At 30.8% G+C, this 18,367-nt stretch carries 16 protein-coding genes and 1 pseudogene; 5 read left to right on the top strand and 12 right to left on the bottom strand.

Annotation, left to right across the window (positions count from 1 at the left end; translation table 11 throughout):
- The first annotated feature begins 327 nt into the window (after positions 1-327).
- Complete coding sequence (locus LQ682_RS12665; protein WP_239705562.1) at positions 328-648, top strand: MazG nucleotide pyrophosphohydrolase domain-containing protein; 321 nt, start codon at positions 328-330, stop codon at positions 646-648.
- 152 nt (positions 649-800) lie between these two features.
- Positions 801-1,769 (top strand): quercetin 2,3-dioxygenase, encoded by a 969-nt coding sequence (locus LQ682_RS12670; RefSeq protein WP_239705560.1) that lies wholly within the window; start codon positions 801-803, stop codon positions 1,767-1,769.
- Positions 1,770-1,974: 205 nt separating this feature from the next.
- Here LQ682_RS12670 and LQ682_RS12675 read toward each other — a convergent pair whose 3' ends face one another.
- From LQ682_RS12675 to LQ682_RS12720, 10 genes are all read right to left on the bottom strand, one after another.
- Positions 1,975-2,082: a putative holin-like toxin gene (locus LQ682_RS12675; protein ID WP_239705558.1), complete on the bottom strand. Its 108-nt coding sequence runs from the start codon at positions 2,080-2,082 to the stop codon at positions 1,975-1,977.
- Positions 2,083-2,518: 436 nt separating this feature from the next.
- The gene (locus LQ682_RS12680; RefSeq protein WP_147641166.1) at positions 2,519-4,114 is read right to left on the bottom strand and encodes an alpha-glucoside-specific PTS transporter subunit IIBC; all 1,596 of its coding nucleotides are present in this window, start codon (positions 4,112-4,114) and stop codon (positions 2,519-2,521) included.
- A gap of 134 nt (positions 4,115-4,248) precedes the next feature.
- Positions 4,249-5,232, bottom strand: coding sequence for a LacI family DNA-binding transcriptional regulator (locus LQ682_RS12685; RefSeq protein WP_016999362.1), 984 nt, complete (start codon positions 5,230-5,232; stop codon positions 4,249-4,251).
- Positions 5,233-5,906: 674 nt separating this feature from the next.
- On the bottom strand, positions 5,907-6,131 hold the full coding sequence (locus tag LQ682_RS12690; RefSeq protein WP_147641164.1) for a hypothetical protein: 225 nt from the start codon (positions 6,129-6,131) through the stop codon (positions 5,907-5,909).
- Between the two features lie 5 nt (positions 6,132-6,136).
- Positions 6,137-7,486: a TRAP transporter large permease subunit gene (locus LQ682_RS12695; protein WP_239705553.1), complete on the bottom strand. Its 1,350-nt coding sequence runs from the start codon at positions 7,484-7,486 to the stop codon at positions 6,137-6,139.
- A 26-nt stretch (positions 7,487-7,512) separates the two neighbouring features.
- Positions 7,513-8,373, bottom strand: coding sequence for an NAD(P)-binding domain-containing protein (locus tag LQ682_RS12700; RefSeq protein WP_239705552.1), 861 nt, complete (start codon positions 8,371-8,373; stop codon positions 7,513-7,515).
- Positions 8,374-8,384: 11 nt separating this feature from the next.
- Complete coding sequence (locus LQ682_RS12705; protein ID WP_239705550.1) at positions 8,385-9,041, bottom strand: RraA family protein; 657 nt, start codon at positions 9,039-9,041, stop codon at positions 8,385-8,387.
- A 154-nt stretch (positions 9,042-9,195) separates the two neighbouring features.
- Positions 9,196-10,053: a MurR/RpiR family transcriptional regulator gene (locus LQ682_RS12710; protein WP_239705549.1), complete on the bottom strand. Its 858-nt coding sequence runs from the start codon at positions 10,051-10,053 to the stop codon at positions 9,196-9,198.
- A gap of 139 nt (positions 10,054-10,192) precedes the next feature.
- Positions 10,193-11,092 carry a PhzF family phenazine biosynthesis isomerase gene (locus LQ682_RS12715; RefSeq protein WP_239705547.1) on the bottom strand — a complete coding sequence of 300 codons (900 nt, stop codon included), beginning with the start codon at positions 11,090-11,092 and terminating at the stop codon, positions 10,193-10,195.
- Positions 11,093-11,207: 115 nt separating this feature from the next.
- A complete protein-coding gene (locus LQ682_RS12720) occupies positions 11,208-12,623 on the bottom strand; it encodes an MFS transporter (protein ID WP_239705545.1) in 1,416 nt (471 codons plus the stop codon).
- 264 nt (positions 12,624-12,887) lie between these two features.
- On the opposite strand from LQ682_RS12720, the gene LQ682_RS12725 reads away from it, so the two are divergent.
- The 3 genes from LQ682_RS12725 to LQ682_RS12735 all read left to right on the top strand — a co-directional run bounded on the left by LQ682_RS12725 (position 12,888) and on the right by LQ682_RS12735 (position 15,743).
- Positions 12,888-14,030: a polysaccharide deacetylase family protein gene (locus LQ682_RS12725; protein WP_239705542.1), complete on the top strand. Its 1,143-nt coding sequence runs from the start codon at positions 12,888-12,890 to the stop codon at positions 14,028-14,030.
- A gap of 176 nt (positions 14,031-14,206) precedes the next feature.
- A complete protein-coding gene (locus LQ682_RS12730) occupies positions 14,207-14,638 on the top strand; it encodes a universal stress protein (protein WP_016999364.1) in 432 nt (143 codons plus the stop codon).
- 313 nt (positions 14,639-14,951) lie between these two features.
- Positions 14,952-15,743, top strand: coding sequence for a class I SAM-dependent methyltransferase (locus tag LQ682_RS12735; RefSeq protein ID WP_239724511.1), 792 nt, complete (start codon positions 14,952-14,954; stop codon positions 15,741-15,743).
- Positions 15,744-16,002: 259 nt separating this feature from the next.
- Here the strand turns inward: LQ682_RS12735 and LQ682_RS12740 are convergent.
- Together LQ682_RS12740 and LQ682_RS12745 are read right to left on the bottom strand one after the other, a co-directional pair.
- Positions 16,003-17,265: pseudogene (locus tag LQ682_RS12740) on the bottom strand (Gfo/Idh/MocA family oxidoreductase).
- Positions 17,266-17,357: 92 nt separating this feature from the next.
- On the bottom strand, positions 17,358-18,338 hold the full coding sequence (locus LQ682_RS12745; RefSeq protein ID WP_147641156.1) for a peptide ABC transporter substrate-binding protein: 981 nt from the start codon (positions 18,336-18,338) through the stop codon (positions 17,358-17,360).
- Positions 18,339-18,367: the final 29 nt, after the last annotated feature.

Genomic DNA, 18,367 nt, shown 5'->3' on the forward strand with positions numbered 1-18,367 from the left:
CCTCTACAATATTTTCTTAGTCGATTACATTGTACTAAAGTGAGCTATATTTGGCTCTTTTTTTATTACACAATTATATGGACATATTCTGAATACAGGTCTAACGTGCATGTTATCAAACTCTTGCCCGTTAGAAAATGTAACGAGCTTGTTTAAAATGTCTTGCCCGATAGAGACACTACTCATTAGTCATTTATCCATCATAAATAAAACAAAGGTAAGATACTTAAAAATATAATTTAAATTTCGTTATTTATTTAGAAAAATAAACAAAACTCTTACTAGTTTGCTAAAATTTATAGTAGCAAATTTAAGGAGTGGTGAGGAATGAATATAACTGAATTTCAAAATTGGGTAAATGATTATTATGAAGATAGAGGATGGTCAGATTTAGATATTTTTATACGTATAGGTTTTTTAGCTGAAGAAACTGGGGAAGTAGCGAGATCTATAAGAGCTCTTGAAATAGGGAGAGATAGACCAGATGAAATAACGGATACATTTATGAACAACAAAAATGATTTGATAGAAGAATTGGGAGACGTATTAGGTAACGTTATAGTGATTGCTAACAAATATGATATTTCTTTAGAAGAAGTGTTTAACGCTCATAAAGAAAAACTTTCGAAGCGGTACACTGATGAATAATAAATATAATTGAAACAAAATCACAAAAGTCATTCGTTTATAACGATTGGCTTTTTTGATTTTTAGAGCGTGGTTAAATCTATATTAGTAAAAGTATGTATTCAGTTAGGCAGAATCTTAAAAAATAATATCATAAAATAGGAGGAACAAGAGTGAATATACTAAAAAATGAATTACCTAAAGACAAAACACCTTATGTGATTGAAAATGGGGAAGGTGATCATTATATTTGGAATAAACAGGTTTATTCAATCATTGCTACAAACCAAAGTACAGGAAACTTGTTCGAAGTTATTACAATAACTGGTGCTATGAATGAAAGCTTTCCTATGCATCTTCATAAAAATATGTATGAATCACTATTGGTGACTGAAGGCGTTGTTGATATACAATTAGAAAAAGATATAATCACTTTAACTCGAGGAGATTATATTCTTATTCCACCTGGTATAGTACATAAATATGTTATGAAAGCTCATAGAACAAAAATTTTATCATACGTCGTTAATGGAAGTGCAGTAGACATATATAAAGCTTTAGGAGTACCATATAATCATTCTAAACACCCATCATATATAGAAGAAACTTATTCACTTAATAAACAAGAATTAGAATATAATTATGATATAGAATTTACTTTTAACAATATCAGTAATGAAGAAATCACTTATTGGCGGTCGGGTGAAGGAGAAAATCTTTTAACAGGAGATCAATTGCATTCAATAATAACTACACAAAAAGACACTAACGATAGATACATAGTCGTTTCTTCAGAAGGACCAATTGGCGATCCTATTGTTCCACATTACCATGAAAAACATACTGAAACATTTTATTGTTTTGAGGGTAAAGTAACAATGTGGGTAGGCAATCAAAATGAAAAAGTCACATTATATCCTGGAGATTTTTTACATGCACCAGCCGAAACTATTCATTCATATCGACTAGATGCACACTATACAAAAATGATAGGTTTATTAGTACCAGGTTTATTTGAACCGTTTTTCAGAACCCTAGGAGAGCCATATGAACATAATACTTTCCCAAACCTACCTAATTCATTAGACTTTAAAAAAGTTATAGAAAACATAGATTCTTTAGATCTTAAATTTATTGAGTAATAAGTCAGCAATTTCATAAATAAGCTACAAGAATTTATAAAATATAGCAACTTCAGAAATAGACGAAATATGTAAAATCATGGTATAATATAAATGTATATAAAGGACAACATGCATGAACATGCTGTCCGAAGAGCCCGTTAAAAAGACGGTGACTTAGTTAAAATTGATTAAAAATAACCATTAACCGGTCAAAGTTGGATGGTTATTTTTTATGGTCTAATTTAATAATTGCGATGACTACACTTATGAAAGCCAGTATAAACATACCAAAACTAAACATGAGATGTAAGACATCAACAAACGTTACCACAAAAGGCTTCTCCTTTCTAAAGATTTTGTAGATACGTACATACGCATCACCTCACTTTATACTGAGATAGCCAACATCTATCCAATTTGCTAAATGATATTATACCAAAAATTAGGAGGTGACTCTTGATTAATTTCCTATAATATATACTGAAATTATCTTTCAGAAATAGACAAATTGTGTAAAATCATGATATTATTTAAGTGTAAAAATAAAGAAGGACAACATGCGCGAACATGTTGCCCAAAGAGCCCGTTAAAAAGACGGTGACTTATAACTCTAATTTATTATAAAAATAACCTCTAGTTACTTCGTCAAAGTTTACGCTAGATGGTTATTTTTTATGGTTATAATTACTAATTAATACTAAACCAATAACTGTAAGTACTATCATCAGCATTTCATAACCAGATATGCTATTTATTACTCACCACTCTTAATTATCCTGAATGATGCTTTCGAATTCTTCTCTTACTTGTGGTACTGATAATCCGACAATCACCTGTATGCTTTTACCACTTTTAACTAAACCATGTGCCATTCTATCTTGTAAGAAATAATCGTTATCTGATACTTTATTTTCATCGTTAACTGTTAAACGTAGTCGGGTAGCGCAATTTGTAACGTCTTTTATATTTTCTTTACCACCTAGTCCGTCTAAGTAATAGTATGCTTTATCTTTAAATTCATTCCCTGTTGGTATATTTTTCTCTTTTTTACTGTTTGAGGATTGTTTACTCTCTTTATAGTCTTTTTTGCTATATAGTTTAATATTTTCTGCTTTCTTTTCACGCCCTGGAAGGGGGATATCAAATTTTAATATTAAATATCTAAATAAAACAAAATAAATACCTGTAAAGCTAAGGCCTATGATTACTTGGAGAACATAAAGTGACCAATAATTAGCGCCTAATGGAATCCAATTTGTAGCGACAAAATCAATTAGGCCCCCGCCAAAGTGTCCGACGATACCTACACTGTACATTATTAATGCCATAGTTGCTGTTAGAACAGCATGTAATACAAACAAGTATGGTGCGATAAATAGGAAAGTGAACTCTAATGGTTCTGTAATTCCTGCAACTACTGCTGTTAATGTTGCGGGGATTAATAATGCTGCTACTTTTTTTCTATTTTCTTGTGGTGTTGTAAAGTACATTGCTAATGCAATACCAATAGAGCTAAATATTTTCGCATTTCCTTGTAACATGAAACCATATGGAAATTGTTCTTTTAATGACTTTGAGCTGTTCGCAAATTCACTTACATGCTCAAACCAATACGCTTTTAAACCTTGGTTTATTACTACAGGACCCATATCTATTGGTGTCCAAATGAAGTGATGCAATCCTGTAGGTATTAGAACACGTTCTAAGAAATGGTATAGCCAAACACCAATGTATCCAGAACCTATAATATAACCTTGTACTGAAGAGATTCCATCTTGTATGGTAGGCCAAATAATACAAGTTATAATTGCTGCTACTAAAGTAACGAAAAAAGAAATTGAAACAACAAATGTTAATCCTTGGAATACTTCTAACATTTCAGGTAGTTTTTTGCCATAATATCTATTATGTATCCACGTAATAATACTAGAAATAATAATAGCACCTAATATATTCGTATCTAGTGTTTCAATGCCTCCAATGGCTTTCATACCAGTAACATTCTCAACACCTTTTTCTAAGTTTGCACCAAATGTGTGAGGCCATTCTGTTAAGATAATGTTTATAAATGTGTTAAACATAAAATAGCCTATTAAAGCTGCTAAAGTTGCATGAGCAGGGGCTTTTTTGGCTAAGGAAATAGGTAATCCAACAGCAAAAATTAATTCCATATGATCAAACACAGTCCATCCACCTGCTTCAATAACAGACCATGCTTTAAACCAAGCTGTTCCTTCTTCAGCAAGACTTCCCATAATTGTTGGGTTTAAAAATACAGTAGAAACACCTAATACTATACCGAAAAAAGCAAATGTGAGTACAGGGACAATCATGGCGCTTCCAAAACGTTTGATAACATTCATAACGGTTCCTCCTTAGATAGCTTCACATACTTATGTATGAAATTTGTGAAATAATATATATTCTAATTTTTCTACTTTAAATTGGTTACATTCAAACATTTCTTAAATTACACTTATGAAAAAATTTCTTTAATTTAATTTGAAGTTGTACTTCTAAACTTGAAGTTACCTTTAATCTTGATACGTCTGTTTGTGTTTAAGTCTCCTTTTAATAAAATTTTTATAGTTTCATTAACCATCGTTTCTAATGGTTGGGACCAAGTTGTTAATTGATAATTTGGCCAAGAAGCCATTTTAATATCATCAAAACCAATTATTTCAACCTCATCTGGAATATTAAGGCCTATCTCTTTTACTGCTTCTAGTACACCAAGAGCCGTGATATCATTAGCTCCAAATATTGCGTCTGGAATATTGCCAGCTTTCAAATAATCTAACGTTAGTTGATAAGCAGTTTCGAAAGTATAATCTCCTTTAATAACTTCAATTTCTTCATTTTTTTGTTTAAAAAAGCTATTAAAACCATAAAATCTATCTCTGTTAGTAGAAGTGTTATGGTTACCCGAAACATATAAAATTTTTTTATGCTTTTTATTATAAAAATACTTTGCTATTGATTGAGAAGCATAGATATTATCACTAGAAACGGTATTACATTGTAAATCTTCATTCTCTCTATTAAACAGAATGACTGGGATGTTTGCATTTTTTAATTTCTTAACCAAATCTGATGAGAGAAAAGCATCTGTGACAATAATTGCTTCTACGTTATACTCCCAAAATTTAGCGATTTCTTCTTGCTGTATTTCTTCATTTTCAGTGTGGACAAATAACACAGAGAATCCATGATCTTTTAATTTTTGTGTGAATAAAGATAATACTTCATAGTAAAAAGGGTTTTGTTTTTCTTTCATAGCTATTCCAATCAATTTTGATTTATTAGTGATTAATCCACGAGCTAATGCATTAGGCTTATAATTAAATTCATTAGCAATATCTAAAACTTTTTTTCTTGTTTTAGCAGAAACATTGGAATCAGGGTCGAACGCTCTAGACACTGTTGATTGAGAAACTTGCGCTAATTCAGCAATTTGGTCAGAAGATATTTTTTTACGCATTACCAATCCTTCTTTCTATAACGAGATGAAGTATAGTAACAATCATTATTTTTAACAATAATTATCGTATCCTTAGAATTAATGCATACGTATTCATAAGGTTATCAAAATAATAAAGGAAGCGCTTACAATTGTCAAATTAAATTTATAATGAAAAATTACAAATGTTATATTTTGATTTTGTGTATTAAAAATAAATTTCGTCATGTCTTACGATTTGTTATTATAAAAATAAATATAATTTGAAAGATGAGTATTAGAAAAAGTTCATTCAGAGGTGTTAAGTGTGGATAATAGAAAGTTGTTTAGTTGGCCTATATTTTTTGTAGTAATTCTTAGTTATGTATTGATGTTATCTTTATTTTTATGGGTTTCTAACATTAGTAGTTTAAATACTTTTATCATTACAATTCCATTTCTTTTAATGACAATACTTTACGTATGTAATTTTATAAAATATTGCAGAAGGCAACAGAAGAATACTTAGAAAGACTACTGGAATAGGCTAAATGTAAATATTAATACAACAAATAACTTTATTTGCGAAGAATATAAGTAAGACACGAGAAAGTAATCATTCTCGTGTCTTTTTGTACCTTGTTATTATAAGTGCATTTATTTTTAAATGCATGAATTGATGGACAAAGCTTTTATACTATCAATAGATGAAACTGCTAATTATTATCTTTATATTTTGGAAAGTAACCAAGTATAAAAGCAATGCCTGCAAATATTGATGCTAAAATAATTGAAGGTGTTAACAAGATATCATTTACTTTAATAATAAATTCACCATTACCAATAATTAAGCCTACCATTTGTAAAAAGACCATAATTAGAGCTGTTAAAATTGAAAGGAATAAGAATATTACAAATATTTTTTCTAGAAATTTTTCCATTTATTTTACCCTCCCCAAATTGGTAAAATGCCCATACCAATAAGCCATCCAATTAAAATTACAGGAATACCATAAAGTATGATTAGCATACCAAATGTCTTCTCAGGTTTTGCACCAACAATACCAGAAGCTATATAAATCGAACCAGAGGCTGGAGGCATTTGAGCTGATGTAGAAGCAAAGGTCATAACTGCTACTGCAGAAATTAATGGTGAGAAACCACTTGAAATTAAAATTTGATATGAAACAAGTCCCACTGCTGTAAGTGTTCCAGTTGAAGTTAATGGCCCTGCGATAATGGTTATACCAATACCTATTAGTAATAATGTTAACCAGGCTGGAGCATTTGCGCTTTCTATAAGAGAGGCAATATTATCCGACAAACCTAATTTTGTTAATACTTCACTAGCTGCTACTGCGAAGAAAATCAATGCACCGATAGTAGTGAATCTTGGAATAGCTGATTGTGTGAATTTCATTAACTCAGGTATAGATTTAGGTAAATTTTTTCTACCTAATATAAAAGCTATAGTGATCATTAATGTTGGTATCCAAACTACTATATCAATACTGTCTAAAGATTTTTCTCCTATTGAAGGTATACTGGCAAGTTTCTTTCCTAATGGACCTATAGTTATAATTAAAGGAATGATGGCTCCAATATACAATAACAATGAACTCCAACCTCTTTTAAATGAACTACTTAATGGTTCTAGTTCTTCAATAGAAAAAGCTTTTATATTTTGTTTTTTTACAAAGAACCATATCATTATTAATCTATGAGCAAGTTGATAAAGTGATGCTACAAATAAGGCGATATAAAATTCACCGACACCAACTGCAGCTGCAACCGGAGCAAATCCAAGTATAATAAACATAGATGTTGTGGGCGGAAATACAGATGCCATTCCCCCGTTACCAACCATTACAGATGCAGCAATTTCTTTGTTCCATTTATTTTTTAACATCCATGGGCCTGTAATAGAACCAGTCGCTGCTGTGTTACCAGAATCACCACCTGATAATGTACCTAATGCCACTGAACCCATAGCATCCATGTAAGCTGGAGCACCAGGAATTTTACCAACCATTGAATTCAAAATCGCTAATAGTTTTTCAACGATACCTAACTTATCAATAATGTATGCCATAAATACAAATGCAAGTGCTGCATATAAAACTGAAAATGTTGAGGCAAAAGAAAATCCATTAACTAATAAATCAAGAGCTTTTGATCCTCCTAAAAGGCTGGTGACTACAAATCCTATTAACGATGCTTCTCCTAAATTTCTTTTTAAAATAACGCTCCAAATTATTAAAATTGCAACAAAAATTAATAAAGCTAAAATCCCCATAAACAACTCCCCTTAAAAAAGATTTATTACCGATTAAAAGTTTTTATGACATCAACCCAGTTATAGTTTGTATCGCTTAATTTTTCTTCCAACCCAGCTTGTGTAATATCCTTGAGCTTACTAATAGTTGCGTCTGTCATATAAGTTTCAATATGATGTTGTTTCATAAAGTCACTTACGTTCTCCATTTCTTTTTCTCTACGTTTTGAATGTTTTACATTACTTTTGATATATCTATTTATTATTTCTCCAAAATCATCTTTGTCCATAGTGTTTGTAATAGAACTATAAATTTCTTGATCTAAATCCAATTTTTCAGCAGTTTCCATGACTTCATATAGTAAAGTTGATAAACCTTTCGTAAATATACTTCTTATATATTTAAAGTTTGTTGCATCACCAACATTTTCATTTAATTTAGTAACATTCATTCCTAAGGTTTCTGCTATATCTACTAAATGATTAGCATTTTGACCGCTTACCAAAATGGGAACTGTGTGTTGATAAACCTTAAGTGCTCCCAATATTGCTGCATCTAGTATATTTAAGTTTCTATCTTTCATTATTTTATTAATCATGTTTTTTTCATTTGCGCTAGCAGTTGTTAAATCAACCAAAATAGTATCTTTATTAATATATTCTTTTATTTCGGACCATGCATCTATAGCTTTTGTTGCAGGAACGGCTACAAATAATATAGTCATAGATTGTATTGATAATTCTTTGGCATTTTGAAAATAAGTTATTTTTGTGTTTGTCGATAGTTTTTCTGGACTTTTATCTATTAATAAAGGGTCATAAGCAAAAATATTATCAACTTTATATTTACTTAATCCTTTAGACATCTCATTACCAACTTCGCCAAACCCTATAAATCCAATATTCATCGTATATCCTCCTATTGATTTTGCATACTTTCTCGTAACCATGAAGGTTCGATAGAGTGTTTATCAGAGTTGTTATTGATTTCGGTTCTGGTAATCTTCTTGAGCCGTTCTTCTTCATACAGCAATTTTTTCTCAGCTTTTTCTACATATTTTTCTGCATTTTGATAAGGAATAACAGTGACACCATCTTCGTCAGCTATGACAAAATCATAAGGATTAACAATCACTCCACCGCATTGTATAGGTACATCAAACGATCCAGGACCATTTTTTTTAGGGCCCTTAGGAGTAAAACCAGTTGCATAAATTTGTATATCCATATTTTCTAAATCACTTTTATCGCGAACTAGACCGTCTATAATAATTCCTTTTATTCCTAGTTTTTCAGCTGCTGATGCCATCAAATTTCCTATATAAGCAGAAACAGTAGAACCTTTTCCTTCAACCACTAAAATTTCTCCTGGATTGGCTTCGTAAATACCATGATGCAAATAAAGATTATCACCGGGATAAACAGACACTGTTCTAGCCTGACCAACTAATATATTTTTGTAGTTAACCGGTTTTATTTCGTAGTTCATAACTTTTTCATAATCCATACTATCTGCTAGAAGAGTAGAGCTTAATAGTTTCAGTCTTTCTAAAATTTGATCATCATTAACTTTCATACTTTCTCCACCTTTTCGTAATATTTTTTACTTTTTAAAACATTGATGTAATATTATTTACAAATCTATCACTAAATCTTCATTATGTAAACCCTTACATTGTTTCTCTAGAAAAAAATCTCCACATTCTTTAATAATTAGAATGTGGAGATTTTTATTTATTAGTATGATAATTGAGTCTTTTTAACGTATGATCTATAGCGTCTAAACGATTTGAATTTTTTCTAGATTCTTTGAGTGCTAAAGAATTAATAATATAATCAATTGCAATAAGAGATAGTATAGGAGAATTATGAAAGGCTAGACTATTAGAATCACAAGGAATGATTACATCAGCATAATCAACTAAAGGAGATGAATATGTGTCTGTTATTATAATGATTTTTACGTTTCTCTCTTTAGCTATTTTCACAAATTCGTTAATACGTTTGGCATATCTTGGATAACTAATAGCTACTAGTACATCGTTTTCATCCATTGAAACTACTTCATCTATCCAATCAGAAACATCTGCAATAATAAGGTTGCAATTTCCTTTGATTCTATTTACATTTTGTGAAAGGTATTGACCAGCAGGAAGACCACTCCTTACACATGTGCAACATATACTTCTAGCATTATCAATTAAATCAACTGCTTTGTCTAATGTACTTTCATCGACTTGATTAGTAATATGAGCTAATTGACTGGTGTAATGATTTATAGTTTCTATCCATAAATTTTCTTTTTCTATATTTTTTAAGTTAGATGTTAATCTTGATTGAGGAGCCTTGCCATCTTTTATGACCTCCTGGAGGTCTCTTTGTAATTTAGTATATCCAGAATAACCCATTTTACTAGCAAGCCTCATAATGGTAGTTGTACTTGTGCCAACTTTTTTTGATAACTCGTTAATCGTGTCAAAAATAACTTCAGTTGGTTCTTTTATAATATAATTAGCTACTTTTCTTTCTGAATTAGTTAATGTTTTTATTTGTTCTTTTAGTTTTATCAGAATATTTTCATTTTCCATAATAAGCAATCCTCCTATCTTGAACGTGTCTATTTCATTTTACTATACTATTTAACTCAGTAACCGTTTTTCGAACAAGCTTATTAAGGAAATATCTCATTGAAAAATTATTCTTTTTTCTAACGATTTATGTAATCTTTTATTTATTTCCTAAAGTAATATTGAAATCTTTAACATAAACAGCATTTCCTATAATTTTTATGTCATAGTTATTTGTATTAGTAGTCACTTCTACTAATACTTTACCATTCTTACCAATTTCTTGACCTTGTTCAATGACTAGGTTTAGAGGGTTTTCTAAATTGTTATTTATATATTTAGCGTAGTAATTCCCCATCACTCCAGAAGCTGTTCCAGTAACTGGGTCTTCTATTGTTCCTGAGAAAGGCGAGGAGAAATGTCGAGCATGCATATGAGCATTAGCGTCATAAGTTTCAAAACAAAATGGGTGAATAGACGCTTTAGGTTTTTCTTTTAATATAGAAGGAAAGCTTTGGTTATTTGGACTCATTTTCTTACAAATATAAAGGCTCTTTACTGGAAGTAGAAGCGTCCAAACACCAGTACTCCCGTATAAAACAGGAAAATTATCGTCTATATCTTCTTTTTCTATACCAATTGAATGCGCTAGAGCTTCTTTAGAACCTGTGAATGTCTCAAACTGTGGTGTTGCTTGTTGCATAGTAATATACACTTTGTCATCAGATACGCTAATACCAATAGTTAAAATGCCTGCGTTTGTTTCTATTGTAAGTTTTGATTTATTTTTTAATAGTCCTTTGGTTTTTAAGGCATACATTGTCGCAATCGTAGCATGACCACAAAGATCCATTTCGTGACCTGGCGTAAAAAAGCGTATTCTAAGGTCTGCCTTATCAGATTTAACTGGAAATGCAGTTTCATTAAACCCTACATGTGAAGCAATTTCTTGCATTTCTTTAGTTGTTAAGTGCTCTGTATCCAGTACAACACCAGCTGGGTTACCTTTATTAGCTTCTGTACTAAATGCTTCATAGTGATAAATATGAACTGATTTCACCGTTAAATCTCCTCCTGATATTTAACACTCTATAAACTATAAAGTGACTCGCTTTTATTTGTTTCATAATATTTATGCTTAAAAATTTTGTTTATTATATAAAATCTTAACACTTTTATTCCTTATCTGGAATAATATATTTTGTTGAAATAAATGATAAGAACATAAATAAAGTACATACAAGAAATGCAATAAAGCTACCCATAGTACGAGATACTTGCTCATCAACAGCGAGATAAACAGTAGTAAATATTGTAATACCGAAAGCAGTTCCTATCGTTGCGACCATTTTATAAATACCTGATGCAATGCCTAGTTTTTCTTTAGGTGTGTGAACTACAGCAGTATTTAGTGCAGGCGTGGCGAAGAATCCGAGTCCCATACCGAAACATAAGAAACCTATTAAACTAACTATGATATATAGTGTTTGTGGTAAAAATGATAACGATAGTAATAAAATACCTACTGTTACGATTAGTGAACCCATTTTCATTGGTTTCTTAGCTTCATATTGTTCCATCATTTTCTCACCAATTCTAATTGTTGCGAGTACGCCAAACATATATGGAAGGGTGATTAATCCTGAAATAGAACCGGATATTTGAAAATGTTGTTGTGTAAAAAGATTGTATAAAGATAGTGCGCCAATCGAAGTATTTAATAAAAAGTTAGATGTCACTGTTCCGATGAAATACCTGCTTGAAAATAGTGAAAAATCAATTAAAGGATCTTTTTTATGTTTTTCATAAAAATAAAAGAGTACCACTGAAATGATGAATATAAATAGTAAAACAATAATGATAGGGCTTGTCCAACCAATTTCACTACTTTGTGTAATTACTATATTAATACTTAACATACTGATAACAAATAATAATAAACCTAAGAAATCAAATTTCGACGTATTCTTTCTGTCGGCTTTAATTTCAGGTACATCCTTAATAAGTATAAGTACAATACCAGTCACAATAATGGATACTATGAAAATCCACTGCCATCCAATATATGCTGCAAGAAAGCCTGCAAATACAGATGAAAGTCCTGTACCACCATATGAACCTATAGACCACATACTTAATGCTTTATGACGTTCTTTACCATGATAATATGTATTAATTAATGAAATTGTTGCTGGCATTAAACAAGCTGCTGAAAATCCTTGAATACCTCTACCTATTAGCAATAATGGCGTCAAATCAGATGAAATTACGAAAATAGAACCGATGATATTTAAAATCAGTCCTACGCGCATAATTTTTACGCGACCATATTTATCTGCTGTACCACCAGCTGCAACCATAAACACCCCAGTAAACAGTGATGTCAAACTAACCGCAATACTGATTATGGCATCATTAGTCATGTACGTTTGTTGTACAAGTGAGCCGATATTCAGAAATGATTGCGCAAAAAGCCAATACGTTAAAATCGACAATACAATGGCTAGAAGTAATTTATTTCCGCCAACATAAGTTTCATTTTTCAAAATGCCACCCCTTTTATATAGTTGATTTGAGAAATAATAGTGCATACTATGCCTACGATATCTGCAAATAAAAACGCTTTCAAAAGTGGATTTAAACACTTTTAGTAAAACATTCAGAAAAGTGCAAAAAGATATTTGTTTCTTTAATAAATGAAATAATAAACAAAATTTAAGTAATAACCTTTAATAAGTGGAAATATTAAATGGTGTTCCGCTCTTTTTACCATTTAAACAAAAAGTGTTAAAGTAAACTTTTAAGGTCGTTGACTTAAAGAGTAAGTTGGTTTTACAAAAGAAGAGGGAAGAGAAATGAAGCGAAAAAGTATTATTTTTTTAATCGCACTCGTTTTAATACTTAGCGGGTGCCAAAGCGTGAAGCAGCATGTAAAGAAAAGAAAAAAAGAGCATAAACACCAGAATAAAATAGAAAATAAATATGATAAAAGACATCATAAAGATGAAAAAAACTTAGTAGAATATGATGGTAAAGTAAGTCATGTCTTTTTTCATCCTATCATCTCGGATCCACAGAAAGCTTATACAGATAATCAACAACAAGAAAAAGGGAATTATGATTGGATGGTTACAGTAAATGAATTTAATAAAGCCATTGAAAAACTTCATGAAAATAACTACATATTAATAAATCCACATGATGCTTATGATTTAGAGTCAACGCCTGTTAAACGAAAAAAACTTAAATTACCTAAAGGGAAAAAAACATTAATAATGTCCATGGATGATATGAATTATTATGAATATATGCAAGGAAATGGTTACACAGAACGTTTAACTTTAAATAAAGACAATGAAACGGTTGCTGAAAAGAAAAATGACCAAGGGAAAATGGAACAATCTAAAACAAACGATGCAGTACCACTATTAAATGATTATGTAAAAAAACATCCTGATTTTTCATATAAAGGACAAAAAGCCGTTGTTGGTCTGACAGGTTATGAGGGAGTACTTGGTTATCGTACAAATGATTTGGAAAAAACGAATTATGAACAACGAAAAAAACAAGCTAAAAAAGTAGCTGACTCAATGAAAAGAGATGGATGGACATTCGCAAGTCATTCCTATGGTCATATTAATTTTGAAGACAGTTCAGATGAGCAAATTATTGAAGATACAAAAAGATGGAAAAAAGAAGTGGAACCTATTGTAGGTAAAACTGACTTATTCATCTTCCCACATGGAGCTCAAGATCGAAATTCTACTTCCTATAATTATATGATAGACGAGGCAGGATTCAAATACATGGCGGGTGTTGGCCCAGATAACTTTACAAGTCTTTCAAACAAAGATATATATCAAGACCGTGTTGCTATAGATGGCCTAAACTTACATCAATTCAAATATAAACTTAAACCGTTTTTCAAACCTGAAGAAGTTTATAATAAAGAAGATAGACAATACTATAAAGGTAATAAGGGTTATGAAATAGAATAATACAGTTATAATTTACTTATAACAATTTTAACCATAAACCTGTTTGAGAGTTTAGTAATAGAAAATTACTTTATACTAAACTCCCAAACAGGCTTATTTTTCTTTTACAAAAGTATATATAGGGTACTATATAAGTAAGAGGTACTTTAGTACTAAAAACATGGAGGTTGGTAAATATGTTTAATAATGTTTTATTACCTTATGATTTCGGGAATGATTTTAGTTCTATTCCAGCGCAATTAGAAAAAGTAGTAGATAAAGACTCCACAGTCATCATTTATCATGTTGTAACTGAAAATGATCTTGCAACTAGCGTTAAATATTATAATAAGCACTCAAATGATATTGCTAAAGAAAAAGAAGAACAACTCGCGCCATTTTTACAAGAGTTAGATGAAAGAGGTATCCGTTACAAAGTAGAAATAGAATTTGGACCTATTAAAGATACAATTTTAGAAAAAATTAATAAGGGAGATATAGAAAGTGGGGATTTCGATTTAGTAATAATGAGTAACCACAGAGTTAGCTTGAATATTAAACATGTCTTAGGCGACGTTACACATAAAATTGCTAAAAGAAGCCCAGTTCCAGTATTAATTGTTAAATAAGGGTTGTTTCAGGTAGTCTTTTAAAATTATTTCAAGAAATATAATGATTATTATAAGAGTTTGAGACATAAATAATTGTCTCAGACTCTTTCATTCATTGTAATACGATATTAGTGTGAATTATCTTTAGTATTTGTGTTGAAGGCGAATATTACAATTAAAAAAATTAAAGGAGCTATTAAACTTTTTGCCACTTCTAATTCTCTACCTAAAATAATCTCTATTGAGTTAAATGTCATGAATAAAAATAAATAATATAATAAAAATTTTAGTAATATCTCATAAAAACTCCTAATTTAATTTTATAGAAAGGATGTATAGTTTGGAAAATCTAAATAATTATGAAGGACATAAAGACTATTGGAACCCAGATTTATATGATAAAAAACATTCTTTCGTTTCTGAATATGGTAACAATTTAATTGAATTATTAAAACCTCAAAATGATGAAAATATACTAGATCTTGGTTGTGGGACAGGGGATTTAGCTCATCAAATCTATCAACAATGTCCTAACGTTGTCGGCATTGATAAATCAAATCAGATGGTTAATCAAGCTAATGAAAAGTACCCTTATATTTCTTTTTCAACACAAGATATAATTGATTTTAGCTATTCAGAATCGTTCGATGCGATATTCTCTAATGCTACAATGCACTGGATTAAACAACCTGAAAAAGCTTTGGAAAATATTTATAAATCTTTAAAACCAGGCGGACGATTTGTTGCAGAGTTTGGGGGTAAACATAACGTTCAAACCATCACTGATGAAGTGATCCATCAAATTCAAGAAGAAAACATAAATTATGATAGTAAACACTTTCCTTGGTATTTTCCTAGTATTGGAGAATACACGACTTTAATGGAGAGAATGGGATTCACGGTTACTTTTGCCGAATATTTTGATAGACCAACAACTTTAATAGGAGAAGAAGGGTTAAACAATTGGATTCAAATGTTCAGTAATGAAATATTTGAAAGTTTGAACGAAAATACGAAACAAAATATTATTAAAAATACTGAAAACAATTTAAAGTCTGTTTTACATGATGGAGAAACATGGATAGCTGACTATAAAAGAATACGTGTTGTTGGAGTAAAATAAATCTACTTGCTATATTAAAATAATATATTGGTTGTTAAAATAAGCCTTTCAATAAAGTTTGAACTAGATATAATTAATTTAAATCTTAAAAGAGTCTGGGACATAAATAATTGTCCTAGACTCTCTTTTTGTATTGGCAGTAGCTGACTGGTATGAAAATGCGCTTATAACAAGCTTTTTTCATACCTAGTCATCCTTGCCGGGGTGGGACTACGAAATCTTTTTAATAAAATGAGATTTCTGTCCCACTCCTTTTGTTTTAGAATGAAGATAGTTTTTCATAATATTCGTCTATATTGATTGACTGACCTTGATTTAATCTTGATTCTTCTGTAGCAAAAGCCATTAAATGGCTAATTAAAGACTTACTAGCTACTGATCTAGAAGCTTTTTCATCAGACTCATTAATTGCGTCAATAAAGTCTCTTATAATTCCTTCGTCGCCACCACCATGACCACTGCTCACTTCAGGGAATTTAACAACTTTTTCTTCTCTTGTTAAAAAGTCGAAAATGCTTATTTCATTTGTTTGCATATTCCCTCTAATTTCTCCTTTAGTACCCATTATTTGAACAATTCTTGTTTGCTCTCTTGTAAATGCGCTCATGCTAAACGTTGCTGTTGCACCATTTTCGAATTCCATATTAACGACTTGGTGGTCAACCACGTCATTATCTGATTGAAACACACATTTACCGTAGTCAGTATGATTTAATCTTTCTACAATTGCTTCATTAGAATTTTCTTCTGTAAATTTCATCGCCCAACCTCGTCCGATACCTAAATAATAACGTCCTGCATGGAATGGGCATTCATTCTCTACTGGGCAACCATCTAAACAGCGTAACGGTGCACCTTCAGGTTTGTTATTTTCATTAAAGTACATGAGTGATCCGAAAGAATTAATCCTTTTACAGTCTTTATCCATAATATAGCTGATAATATCCATATCATGACATGATTTTGCCAATATCATTGGGCTCGATGTTTCTTTATTCTTCCAATTACCTCGTACAAAACTATGAGACATGTGCATATATTCAACATTTTCATTTAATTGAATGGAAGCAATCTCACCGATATCACCATTTTGTACAATTTTTTTAATTCTGTCCCAAAACGGAGTATATCTTAAAACGTGACATATCGTTAATGTTCTATTCATTTCATCAGCTTTTTCCACCATTTTAATACATTCTTCTGGACTAGGAGACATCGGCTTCTCAAGTAATACATGATAGCCTAACTCCAACGCCCTCATAGTTGGTTCAAAGTGTGCTTTATCTTGTGTGCAAATAATTGCAATTTCTGCATCTGGTTTCAAATCGAGTAAGCTTTTCCATGATTACTGTACTAAGTTATCATCAAGTTCATGATTTCCCTTTATTCTTTCTCTTCGTTCAAGTACAGGTTCTGCTACACCTACTAGTTGTATTTTGTGAGGCAGTGACTTTATTAAATTCGCATAAACTCGACCCCCTCTATCACCTGCACCTAACAAAATTGCTTTTTTAATTGTCATTGAAAAGTCCCCTTTATGCTTTAAAAGTTTTATATTAATATAATAGATTACTTGTTAAATATGATTTTTAATATTGTCCATAGTTGATTGTCCTATCGATCTAATTTTACATGTTTATATTCTTTTGTCCCTACGTAATGAATAATACGCCCATTTACTTCTTTCTTTGTTAATCTCGCTTTACCTTTTTGATAAAGTGGTATGACCATCGCATCTTCTAGCAACATTTCTTCTGCATTTGCTAATTCATCCCATCTTTTATCTGGGTCTTTAAGCAATGTTGTTTTACCGTCGTTTATTATTTTATCGTACTTAGGGTTATTGTATCCCGTTTCTCCTTTAGTAGTTTCGCTCAGGAATAAATCTAAAAATGTCATAGGGTCTGGATAGTCTGGGCCCCATCCTGTTAGAGCTACATCATAGTCACCTTTTTTAGTTAAAGCGATTTTTTGTTTGTTAGGTTGTTGCTTAATTGACATCGTAACACCAGGTAGATGTTTTTCAACTTGTTCTTTAAAATATTCTGCATCTCTTTTAGCATTGTCTTGATCAAATGTTAAAAATTCAATATTGATTTTATCTTTTCCTAAATCTTTTTTAGCTTTTTCTAACGATGCTTGTGCTTTTTTAACATCATAAGAATAAGGTGGGTTAACTAATTTGTTATAATCTTGTTTCTCGTCATTTGTAAAAACTTCTTTAGGTGTAAAAGTATCAATTGGTGCTGAACCATCGTTTAAATTATTGTTAACATATGCTTTTTTATCAATCGCTTGTGCAATTGCAGCTCTTAAATCTTTATTTTGAAGGTCTTTATTTGTCTGTGTGTTTATTTGTATATAGTAAGTTGCAGATTCTAGATTTGTGTCGAAGCCTTCTTTATCTTTATTTGAATTTACATTTTGTGAACTTAATTCTGTCGTATCAACTTTGTCATTATTATATAAATTGAGTGCTGTTTGTTCATCTTTAATAACGCTGTAATCAATACCTTTAAGTGCAACATTATCTTTATCCCAATACTCTTTGTTTTTCTTAAGTTTATAGTTATCTTCAACTTTCCAACTCTTCATAACAAACGGTAAACAACTTGTTGTTAGTG

The sequence above is a fragment of the Mammaliicoccus sp. A-M4 genome (genome assembly GCF_022386955.1).
Taxonomy (GTDB): Bacteria; Bacillota; Bacilli; order Staphylococcales; family Staphylococcaceae; genus Mammaliicoccus; species Mammaliicoccus lentus.

Coding starts and splice junctions, on each gene's coding strand:
- LQ682_RS12665 (WP_239705562.1), top strand. CDS start 328: ATGAATATAACTGAATTTCAAAATTGGGTAAATGATTATTATGAAGAT.
- LQ682_RS12680 (WP_147641166.1), bottom strand. CDS start 4,114: ATGAATGTTATCAAACGTTTTGGAAGCGCCATGATTGTCCCTGTACTC.
- LQ682_RS12685 (WP_016999362.1), bottom strand. CDS start 5,232: ATGCGTAAAAAAATATCTTCTGACCAAATTGCTGAATTAGCGCAAGTT.
- LQ682_RS12690 (WP_147641164.1), bottom strand. CDS start 6,131: ATGGAAAAATTTCTAGAAAAAATATTTGTAATATTCTTATTCCTTTCA.
- LQ682_RS12695 (WP_239705553.1), bottom strand. CDS start 7,486: ATGGGGATTTTAGCTTTATTAATTTTTGTTGCAATTTTAATAATTTGG.
- LQ682_RS12700 (WP_239705552.1), bottom strand. CDS start 8,373: ATGAATATTGGATTTATAGGGTTTGGCGAAGTTGGTAATGAGATGTCT.
- LQ682_RS12705 (WP_239705550.1), bottom strand. CDS start 9,041: ATGAAAGTTAATGATGATCAAATTTTAGAAAGACTGAAACTATTAAGC.
- LQ682_RS12710 (WP_239705549.1), bottom strand. CDS start 10,053: ATGGAAAATGAAAATATTCTGATAAAACTAAAAGAACAAATAAAAACA.
- LQ682_RS12720 (WP_239705545.1), bottom strand. CDS start 12,623: ATGCACTATTATTTCTCAAATCAACTATATAAAAGGGGTGGCATTTTG.
- LQ682_RS12725 (WP_239705542.1), top strand. CDS start 12,888: ATGAAGCGAAAAAGTATTATTTTTTTAATCGCACTCGTTTTAATACTT.
- LQ682_RS12730 (WP_016999364.1), top strand. CDS start 14,207: ATGTTTAATAATGTTTTATTACCTTATGATTTCGGGAATGATTTTAGT.
- LQ682_RS12735 (WP_239724511.1), top strand. CDS start 14,952: ATGTATAGTTTGGAAAATCTAAATAATTATGAAGGACATAAAGACTAT.
- LQ682_RS12745 (WP_147641156.1), bottom strand. CDS start 18,338: ATGAAGAGTTGGAAAGTTGAAGATAACTATAAACTTAAGAAAAACAAA.